Below are 9,898 nucleotides of genomic sequence, written 5' to 3' on the forward strand. Positions count from 1 at the left end.
CAATTAGGAGGAAGACATGGGAGTTAAATGGCGAGATTTTCAAATGCCAAAGAGATTGGATTGCGATGAATCGACCTATAATAATACCTACGGAAAATTTATTGCCGAGCCTTTTGAAAGAGGTTATGGTGTAACCTTAGGCAATGCCTTACGAAGGATTTTATTATCGTCGATCGAAGGAAGCGCGGTCACGGCAATCCGCATTGATGGTGTGTCCCACGAGTTTTCGACTCTTTCCGGCGTTCTTGAATCAGTGACGGATATTGTCTTAAGCGTCAAGAATCTGGTTTTGCGCTCACACTCAAAAACACCGAAGACCATTTATATTAAAACCGATAAAAAGGGCCCCATTACAGCCAAAGATATTATCTGTGATGAGACCGTCGAGGTTTTAAATCCAAATTTGCACATCGCGACATTGACACGTGATATTAAGTTCCATATGGAACTTGAAGTGTCTCGCGGGCGAGGTTATGTTCCGGCGGATCAAAATAAAAAAGAAGACGCCCCGGTGGGAACCATTGCGGTTGATTCTATCTTTACGCCACTGGTGAAGGTCAACTTTTTTGTGGAAAATACCCGCGTGGGGCAGCGCACCGATTATGATAAGCTCATCTTGGAAATCTGGACCAACGGCGGAGTGAATCCGAAAGAGGCCTTATTGTACGGGGCCAATATCATGCAACGCCACTTGGATGTTTTTGTTAATTACGGACAGCTTCCGGAAGAAGAAGAGGAAGAAGAAGAAATCACAGCCGAAGAAAAGGCATTGTACGAAAAGCTACGCCTTCCGATCTCGGAATTGGAATTGTCGGTCAGAAGCTCAAATTGTTTAAAAGAAGCCAATATTAAAACCATTGCTGATTTGGTCAAAAAATCCGAGCCTGAATTATTAGGTTTCCGTAATTTCGGTAAGAAGTCTTTAACCGAGATCGATGAATTGTTGAAGGTCATGGGTTTAGGATTGGGAATGAAAATTGACGCGAAGAAATTAAGAAAGAAAGAATAAAATAAGATGAGACACAAATTTGCAGGAAATAGATTAGGTCGAGACTCGACGCTGCGTAAGGCAACGATGCGTGATTTAGCAAGGGCAATTTTTGTGGCGCAACGAATCTGCACAACGAAGGCCAAGGCTAAAGAAGCCAGAAAATTAATAGAACGTTTAATTACGTTGGGAAAGCGAAAAACGCTTTCGGCGAAACGAAAAGCCTTTTCTATTCTCTGTGACCATACGATGGTCAGCGACCTTTTTAACAAGATCGCTCCGCGTTTTAACAATCGCATGGGCGGTTATACGCGCATCATTCCTTTAGGCAAGCCAAGACGCGGTGATAATGCTTTTCGCGTTTTCTTAGAGTTGACTGAAAAAGAAATTATTGTGAAGGCAAAACCGGTTACGACCACGAAGGCGAAATCTGAAGCCAAAGAGACCGGCGCGGCAAAAAAAGAAACTTCAGGCGCTGCGACGATAGAATCAAAAAAAGAAAAAACTGCCGAGCAGCATCCAAAACAGGAAGCAGCTTCGCATGAACATCGCGACCATGAAACGCCGGACAAGAATAAATTAAAGCCCCCGGCCGGAAAAAAGATCATGGGTGGCATAAAGAAGATCTTTAATAAAAAGCCGTCCGGCTAAACATTCACTTGGATAAAAAGGACTTCGGTTTACCGTATGAAAGTAAACCAAAGGATCAAAACGATCGTTGGTTCTTCAACTTTGGCTATCACAGCCAGAGCCAAGGAGCTTAAGGCCCAAGGTAAAGATATCGTTAACTTTGCCGCAGGGGAACCTGATTTTGACACGCCCGATTTCATCAAGAAATCCGCTATTGAAGCCATCCAAAAAGGTTTTACCAAATACACCCCTAGCATCGGTACCATCGAATTACGTGAAGCCATTTCAAAGAAATTCAAGAAAGATAATCAGCTTGAGTATCCGTCTTCGCAGATCGTTGTTTCTTGCGGAGCAAAACACTGCATTTATGATCTGATCCAAGTCGTTGTTGATGACGGGGAAGAAGTTATTATTCCATCGCCTTACTGGGTCAGCTATCCGGAAATGGTTAAGCTCGCCGGAGGGGTCTCTAAATTTGTCAAAACAACGCAAGAGAATGATTTTAAAATAACCGCTTCTCAGCTTAAAGAAGCCGTTTCTTCAAAAACGAAAGTTTTGATCCTTAATTCTCCGTCTAATCCGACGGGGATGATCTATTCAAAAGCTGAGTTGCAGGAAATTGCCGATATTTGCGTGTCTAAGAATATTTTTGTAATTAGCGATGAGATCTATGAAAAACTCACTTATGAAGATAAGCCATATATTTCGATTGCGTCGTTGGGAAAAGAGATCTATGATCTAACCGCGACTGTTAACGGTGTTTCGAAGGCTTACTCTATGACCGGCTGGCGCATTGGATATTGCGCGGCGTCCAAAGAGATCATTGGTTATGTAAATCGCTTCCAAGACCACAGCACGTCCAATCCTTCGTCGATCAGTCAAATGGCGGCCTTAGCAGCCCTTCAGGCCTCCGAAGAAAGCATTGCTGCCATGCGTCAAGAGTTTAAAAAACGCCGCGACTTGATGGTGTCATGTTTGAGAAATATTCCGGAAATAAGCTTTACCGTTCCTCAGGGCGCTTTTTATGTTTTTTGCAATATTGAAAAACTGGGAATGGATTCTGTTACGGTCGCTAAACGCATTTTAGATGAAGTCAGCGTGGCGATCATTCCCGGCGATGGATTTGGCGCTGATGAATATGTCCGTTTAAGCTTTGCGACATCCAGCGAGCGGATCACGGAAGGTATCAAGCGCATCGAAAACTGGGTGAAAGCATTACCCCGGAAATAATTTATTCTGAAAATTCACTTCGGCGATCTAACAGCAACGGGAGGGAATAGATATGGAATTAAGAGATTTATTGCTTTTGACGGTCCAGAAAAAAGCGTCCGATTTACATCTTACTGAAAATACCCCTCCGGTTTTGCGCATTGACGGTAATTTAGTTCTCTACAAGGCCGCTCCGTTGTCGCGCGATGAAATCAAAAAGATGGTCTACAGCATGCTTTCGGACTATCAAAAAGAAAAATTTGAAAAAGAGCTGGAGCTAGATTTTTCTCTAGCGCTTCCCGGCTTGGATCGTTTTCGTGCCAATATTCATATTCAACGTAGTTCCGTTGAAGTGGCGTTTCGCCGTATCCCGCTTTTTATTCCCAATATTGATGAATTGGGACTCCCTTCGGTTGTTCCGGATTTTGCCCGCAAACCCAATGGGCTTGTACTGGTCACGGGGCCGACAGGTATGGGAAAAACGACAACCCTGGCATCCATGATCGATCTGATCAATAATGAGCGCTCTTCTTTGATCATCTGTATCGAAGATCCTATCGAGTATATTCATTACAATAAGAAGTGTATTATTAAACAACGCGAAGTACATAGCGATACGCATTCGTTCTCCGAGGCGCTAAAACGTTGTTTGCGTCAAGACCCCGATGTTATTGTCGTCGGAGAAATGAGAGATTTGGAAACCATCGGAACAGCTTTAACGGCAGCGGAAACAGGCCATTTGGTTCTAGCAACTTTGCACACGCCTGACGCTCCCCAGACGGTTCAGCGTATCATTGATGTTTTTCCTCCGCATCAACAACAGCAAGTCAAGCTGCAGCTTTCCGACTGTCTTCAGGGTGTTGTTTCACAGCTTCTTTTACCGCGTGCCAGCGGACACGGACGGGTTTTGGCGACCGAGATCATGACCGTTACGCCGGGAATTCGTAATCTCATTCGTGAACAAGCTATTGAGCAGATCCCAACGGCTATTCAAACTGGCGGCCAATACGGCATGAAATCGATGGATAAATCTCTCAAAGAGCTTTATCAATCCGGCGTGATCAATTATGAAGTTGCTTTGAGCAAAACAAAAAATCCCGAAGAGTTTCGTCAACTATAATTTTTAAAGGCTTCGTTTATGTCTTACAATGTAACGCTTATTCCCGGTGATGGCATTGGCCCCGAAGTGGCTTTTGCAATGAAGAAATGCATTGACGCGACGGGCGTTAAAATAAATTGGGACGAACAGCCCTCGGGTGAATCTGCTATTAAAGAATTTGGAACGCCGTTACCGGAACAAACCCTCGCCTCGGTTCGAAAAAATAAAGTTGCTATTAAAGGCCCCATTGCTACGCCTGTCGGTAAAGGTTTTCGATCAGTTAATGTTCAACTGCGCCAAGCGTTGGATCTGTTCGCCTGTGTTCGTCCGGCAAAATATTTTGAAGGCGCCAAATCCATTGTCAAAAATATTGACCTGGTCATTGTTAGAGAGAACACCGAAGACCTTTATGCCGGAATTGAATTTGACTTAAAAAGTAAAGAGGCCTTACATCTTATTAAAGAGATCAATGCGCTTTCTTCTCGGAAAATCAATGATGACGCGGCCATTTCCATAAAACCTATTTCTGTTTCTGCGTCGCGGCGTATTATAAAATATGCATTTGATTATGCGGTTACGCACAATCGCCGGAAGGTGACAGCGGTTCATAAAGCTAATATCATGAAGTTTTCCGACGGATTATTCTTAAGAATAGCCAGGGAAGTTGCCGAAGAGTACAAAGGAAAAATCGAATTTGAAGATGTTATTGTCGACAATATGTGTATGCAACTTGTTCAGCGGGCTAACTTTTTCGATGTTTTAGTTTTACCAAATCTTTATGGCGATATTGTCTCCGACCTATGCGCGGGGCTTATTGGCGGTTTGGGAATTGCTCCGGGAGCTAATATCGGAGATTCCATTGCTTTGTTTGAACCGGTCCATGGCTCGGCTCCGAAATATGCCGGGAAAAATAAAGTTAATCCGACGGCAACTATTCTTTCCGGGGTTTTAATGCTGGAGCATATTAAAGAGAAAGAAGCAGCCCAGCGGTTGGAGGCGGCTGTTCGCGCTGTTATCAAAGCAGGCAAATTTGTTACCTATGACCTAAAGCCTGATCGCAATGATTCATCATCGGTTGGAACTTCTGAAATGGCTGACGCGATTTGCAAAGAATTGCGTTCTTAAGAAGCTCTTGCTTAAACACACGATATAAAAGACGACATAGCGATATGTCGTTTTGCTTTTATGCTTCTGGATAATTCCATGAATAATATTTACGCAAAACATCTCTGTCAATATAAAGATCTAGGGCTAATTTCTTACGAGGAAGCCTATCGAATCCAACAAGAGGCATGGAATGATGTTATTAAGACAAGAGGGCATAAACTATTTTTTTGCGAGCATGACCCCGTGTTCACCTTGGGAAAATTGGCCAAAGACGAACATTTTCTTTTATCTCAGGAATCTATTCAGAAGAAAGGAATTAAAGTCTTGCGTATTGACCGCGGCGGAGAGGTCACCTTTCACGGTCCGGGCCAAATTGTAGCTTATCCAATTTTTGATCTCAATGTTCTTGGAAAAGATCTTAAAGCTTATATACGGAAATTAGAGCAAGTTGCCATTGATTTCCTGCAACATTTTGATATAGTGGCTAGTAGCGTTGAGGGAAAAACCGGTGCCTGGGTGGGGAATCGAAAGATCGCCTCCATTGGTATCGGTGTTAAAAAATGGGTTTCTTACCACGGTATTGGGATCAATGTTAATACCGACTTAAACTTCTTTAAAATGGTTCGCCCCTGTGGCTTAGATGTGGAAATGATTTCTCTCCAAGCGCTATTAGGAGCTTCGGTTGATTTGAAAGACGCAAAAACGAAGTTGCTGAAGTCTTTCGCGCGTCATTTCGAGCTAAAATTTGCCTAAAAAGGAACAAAATTGACAGAAGTTAAAGTACCTGATCTTGGTGAGGAGATCAAAAAAGTAACGATTGCCTCCTGGCTGTGTAAATCCGGCGACCACGTCAAAAGCGGTGATGACCTTGTTGAACTTGTGACGGATAAAGCATCTTTCGCTATTGATGCGCCTGCTAGCGGAGTTATTCATAAAATTCTATTAAAAGAAGGAAGCGAAGCCAGTATCGGCGATGTGCTTGCATTGATCCAATAATCTCTCATGCCTCGCAGAATTCTCTTAATGTATATTTCGGAGGTCTCCGGACATCATCAGGCGACGCTTGCCATTGAGAAATCCGTCCGTACTCTTGCCCCTGATTGCGAGATCGTTAACATTAACGGCTTTGGCTATGCCTATCCGATTATTGAGAAAATCATCAACAAAGCTTACCTAAGCGTTATTAAGCGCACACCTAAAATTTGGGACTATCTTTATGATAATCCCAAAGTTGTTAAGAAAACCCAAAAGATCAAAGAGGCTATTCATAAGGCGAATCACGCGAAGCTGGACCGATTGTTTCGTGATTTTTCGCCTGATACGGTTGTTTGCACGCAAGCTTTTCCTTGCGGGATGGTTGCCGACTATAAAAAGACGTATAATCTAAGCATTACGATCATCGGTGTTTTAACCGATTATGCGCCGCATGCCTATTGGATCAATGAAGGCGTTGATTACTATATTGTTCCATCAATGGACGCCAAAGAACGTTATGTGCAGCAAGGTGTTGATGAGCATAAAATTAAAGTCTTCGGAATTCCTGTTGATCAAAAGTTTAGTGAAAGCTTAGAGAAGAATAAAATTGCTGAAAAGCTTGGGCTGGATTTAAATATTCCGGCTGTTTTGGTGATGGGAGGAGGGCAGGGTTTAGGCCCTATTCGGACAATCGTAAAATCTTTGCTGGCTTCTGAGGAATCGTTGCAGCTTATGGTCGTTGCCGGAACAAATAAAAGGCTTATTAAATGGTTGCGTAAAATACAATCACGAAGCCAAAAGAAGTTCTTGGTTTTTGAATTTGTTAACAATATTGATGAATTAATGACGGTCGCATCGCTCGTGGTCACTAAGCCCGGCGGGATCACCACGACCGAGGCTTTAGCGAAACATCTTCCGATGGTTATCATTAATCCTATTCCGGGCCAGGAAGTTCACAATACAACATTTCTGATTAAAAATGGTGTTGCTATTCGTGTTGATAAAGCTGATCAAATATCCTTAGAGATCGAATCGCTTTTAAGAGCGCCTCATCGGTTAGAATCGATGCGGCAGGCGGCCAAAGAACATAGCCGGCCGCATTCATCCATGGACATCGCCAAACTTATATTGTCATAATGTTTAAATTCTATCTTTATAAATTGGGGCAATTCTTAGTCAATCGTTTGCCACTTCCGGTCGCCTACTCAATAACCAGCTTCGTTTCCACGATGCAGTATTATCTGTCCATTCGTGATCGTCATGCCGTTCAGAGTAATCTCAAATGCATTGTGCCTGACGCCAAGAACATTCCCTTTTTAGCCAGGGAAGTTTTTAGAAATTTTGGAAAATATTTAGCCGACTTTTTTCGCATGGCTAAGAATATGGACAAAAAATATATTGAGAACAATGTCAAATTGGTGAATCGTCATTATATCGACGATGTTCTTAAAAAAGGCAAGGGCGGGATTATCTTAACGGCCCATATCGGCAACTGGGAATTAGGCGGAGTGGTGCTCACAACCTTGGGTTATCCTTTGGCGGCTATTGCCTTGCCGCATAAAGAGCGCCCCGTCAACGATCTGTTTAATAATCAGCGTGAATCTAAAGGCGTTGTCATTGTTCCGACCAGCATTGCCATTCGTAAATGCCTTGAGTATTTAAAGGCGAATCGTTTGGTGGCGCTTTTGGCCGATAGAGATTTCGGATTGCACGGTGTGGCTTTGGATTTTCTCGGGAAAAAAACGATGATCCCCAAAGGGCCGGCTGTTTTTTGCCTTAAAACCGGCGCTCCCATTATTCCTGCTTTTGTTATCCGTAATCCTGATGAAACCTTTACGCTAACTTGTGAAGAGCCTATTTTTCCTCCTCCGGTTGAACATTTGGACGAAGATGCTGCGTTACTGGACATTATGAAAAAGTACACCTTGATCATTGAAAATGTCGTGCGGAAATTTCCTACACAATGGCTTATGTTCAGGGAGTTTTGGATCAAATGAAAGTCTGCGTTACTATTCCCGCCTACAATGAGGCCGCGGCGATCGGGCCTTTGGTTGAAGAAATAAAAAAGAAGAATTTAAGTGTTGTTGTTATTGATGACGGTTCAACGGATAATACCGGAGATATCGCCCGAAGGGCAGGAGCTTTTGTTCTAAGGCATGAAAATAAAAAAGGCAAAGGCGCTTCTTTGCGTGATGGATTTGCTTATGCATTAAAGGAAAATTTTGACGGTGTCTTAACGATGGACGGCGACGGACAGCATGCGCCGGAAGACATTGATTTGTTCCTTGCTAAGGCCAGCCAGCATCCGCGCAGTATTATTTTGGGCAGCCGCATGGACAACCCCAGAGGAATGCCGCTCATTCGATTTTTAACAAATAAGATCATGTCGGCGGTGATTTCAAGGATCGCCAAGCAAGATATGCCAGATACACAATGCGGATTTCGATTTATCAGTACGGCTGTTTTGCGGGAAGTCCAAGTGGCCTCGTCAGATTTTGAAGCGGAGTCAGAAATTTTAATTGAGTCAAACCGAAAAAGCTTTAAAATATACTCGGTGCCCATCAAGACCATTTATCGCAATGAGAAAAGCAAGATCAATCCCTTGATGGACACGATCCGGTTCGTGAAATATCTTTTGCGTACACTAAGATCAAAACGTACGTAAAGAATAAACAGGGCAAGTTATGGCTCAGAAATTTTTCCTATTTAAAGACAGCCACAGCAGTTTAGACGATGTTATTTTCAAATATGCCTGCATCTTGTCCGTGATGGCCCACCTTGCGTTACTCGCGCAATTTTCTTACATGAACACGAATTATTTTCGTAATCCTCTTAAAAAGCTGGAAGTTACTTATTACAATGTTAAACCTGATGTCAAAGAAACGCGCGATCAGGTAGCGAAAAAAGCGGATATCAAAGATCCCGGACAGAGAAGCGCCGAAATCACTCTGGAGAAGAAATTCCAACCGCCGCCTTTTTTAAAAGATATTTCTAAATTAGCCGAGCGGATCATTACGGATGTTAAGCAGCCCGTTGCCATTACGCATGAACAGGTCAAGCGCAGTGTTTCCATTCCACCGGTTAAATCGGAAAAGATCAATAGCCCTGCTTATCAAAGCTATACGGGGATCATTCGAAGCATGATCGAAAAACGAGCGTACGCAAACTATACAAAATTAGATACAGGGTCGATTTATGTGGCGTTTATCGTTTTGCCGGATGGAACTTTAAAGCAGTCAAGGATCGTTGAGGAAAAAACCGATGCTAATGATTATTTGAAAACGATCTCTTTGCGTAGTGTCCAGGAGGCAACACCTTTTCCTCCGCTTCCGCAAAATCTTAATTATCCGGAATTGCCCATCGGGCTTACCATTGAATTTAAAGTGGAGAAATAAATGGAACTTCAACATAGCGAAAGTTTCTATATTCGGACATTGCTCAATAAAGTTAAGATCAAAGAGGTCATGGCGACTAAACTCATCACGCTTTTTGTTGACGACCCCTTTAGCCTGGTTGAAGAAAAACTTCGCAGATTTCATATCCGCCATTTGCCGGTTGTTGATAAGGCGGGAAAACTGGTGGGCATTGTAACGCAGCGCGATCTTTACCGGGTCCAATCACCGCGTAAAGATGAAGAGGGCAACTGGTATTACGATAAAGAATCTCTGGATAGTTTTATTTTAAAACATGTGATGACCAAAGATCCTGTTATTCTTTTCCCGGAAAGCTCTATTGCCGAAGCCTTACTTTTGATGGTTGAAAAAAAGTATGGATGTATTCCTATTGTCGACAGAAATCACCTTCTTTGCGGGATCATTACTCAAGTTGATATCTTGCGCATTGCGGCCCAGATCCTTAAAGAAAAATAGCTTATTTGTGGCATTTCCCGG

Annotated in this window: 12 protein-coding genes; all 12 read left to right on the top strand. The window is 43.0% G+C overall.

What is annotated here, in order from left to right:
• Positions 1-16 precede the first annotated feature (16 nt).
• Positions 17-1,009, top strand: coding sequence for a DNA-directed RNA polymerase subunit alpha (locus WC676_07380; GenBank protein MFA5060430.1), 993 nt, complete (start codon positions 17-19; stop codon positions 1,007-1,009).
• 6 nt (positions 1,010-1,015) lie between these two features.
• Complete coding sequence (gene rplQ / locus WC676_07385; protein MFA5060431.1) at positions 1,016-1,639, top strand: 50S ribosomal protein L17; 624 nt, start codon at positions 1,016-1,018, stop codon at positions 1,637-1,639.
• Between the two features lie 36 nt (positions 1,640-1,675).
• The gene (locus WC676_07390; GenBank protein MFA5060432.1) at positions 1,676-2,848 is read left to right on the top strand and encodes a pyridoxal phosphate-dependent aminotransferase; all 1,173 of its coding nucleotides are present in this window, start codon (positions 1,676-1,678) and stop codon (positions 2,846-2,848) included.
• A 52-nt stretch (positions 2,849-2,900) separates the two neighbouring features.
• Entirely contained in the window at positions 2,901-3,947 is a 1,047-nt protein-coding gene (locus tag WC676_07395; protein ID MFA5060433.1) for a type IV pilus twitching motility protein PilT, read from the top strand.
• Positions 3,948-3,965: 18 nt separating this feature from the next.
• Positions 3,966-5,051 (top strand): isocitrate/isopropylmalate dehydrogenase family protein, encoded by a 1,086-nt coding sequence (locus WC676_07400; protein MFA5060434.1) that lies wholly within the window; start codon positions 3,966-3,968, stop codon positions 5,049-5,051.
• A gap of 78 nt (positions 5,052-5,129) precedes the next feature.
• Entirely contained in the window at positions 5,130-5,786 is a 657-nt protein-coding gene (gene lipB / locus WC676_07405) for a lipoyl(octanoyl) transferase LipB (GenBank protein ID MFA5060435.1), read from the top strand.
• Positions 5,787-5,798: 12 nt separating this feature from the next.
• Entirely contained in the window at positions 5,799-6,029 is a 231-nt protein-coding gene (locus WC676_07410) for a lipoyl domain-containing protein (protein MFA5060436.1), read from the top strand.
• Positions 6,030-6,056: 27 nt separating this feature from the next.
• Positions 6,057-7,145: a glycosyltransferase gene (locus WC676_07415; GenBank protein ID MFA5060437.1), complete on the top strand. Its 1,089-nt coding sequence runs from the start codon at positions 6,057-6,059 to the stop codon at positions 7,143-7,145.
• A complete protein-coding gene (locus WC676_07420; protein ID MFA5060438.1) occupies positions 7,145-8,005 on the top strand; it encodes a lysophospholipid acyltransferase family protein in 861 nt (286 codons plus the stop codon). The genes WC676_07415 and WC676_07420 overlap by 1 nt, the downstream gene beginning before the upstream one ends.
• Complete coding sequence (locus WC676_07425; protein ID MFA5060439.1) at positions 8,002-8,673, top strand: glycosyltransferase family 2 protein; 672 nt, start codon at positions 8,002-8,004, stop codon at positions 8,671-8,673. The genes WC676_07420 and WC676_07425 overlap by 4 nt, the downstream gene beginning before the upstream one ends.
• A gap of 19 nt (positions 8,674-8,692) precedes the next feature.
• Positions 8,693-9,403, top strand: coding sequence for a hypothetical protein (locus WC676_07430; protein ID MFA5060440.1), 711 nt, complete (start codon positions 8,693-8,695; stop codon positions 9,401-9,403).
• Positions 9,404-9,877, top strand: coding sequence for a CBS domain-containing protein (locus WC676_07435; GenBank protein ID MFA5060441.1), 474 nt, complete (start codon positions 9,404-9,406; stop codon positions 9,875-9,877).
• The last annotated feature ends 21 nt before the right edge of the window (positions 9,878-9,898 follow it).

Source organism: Candidatus Omnitrophota bacterium, assembly GCA_041649175.1.
In the GTDB taxonomy this organism is placed as follows: Bacteria; Omnitrophota; Gorgyraeia; order Zapsychrales; family JBAZNR01; genus JBAZNR01.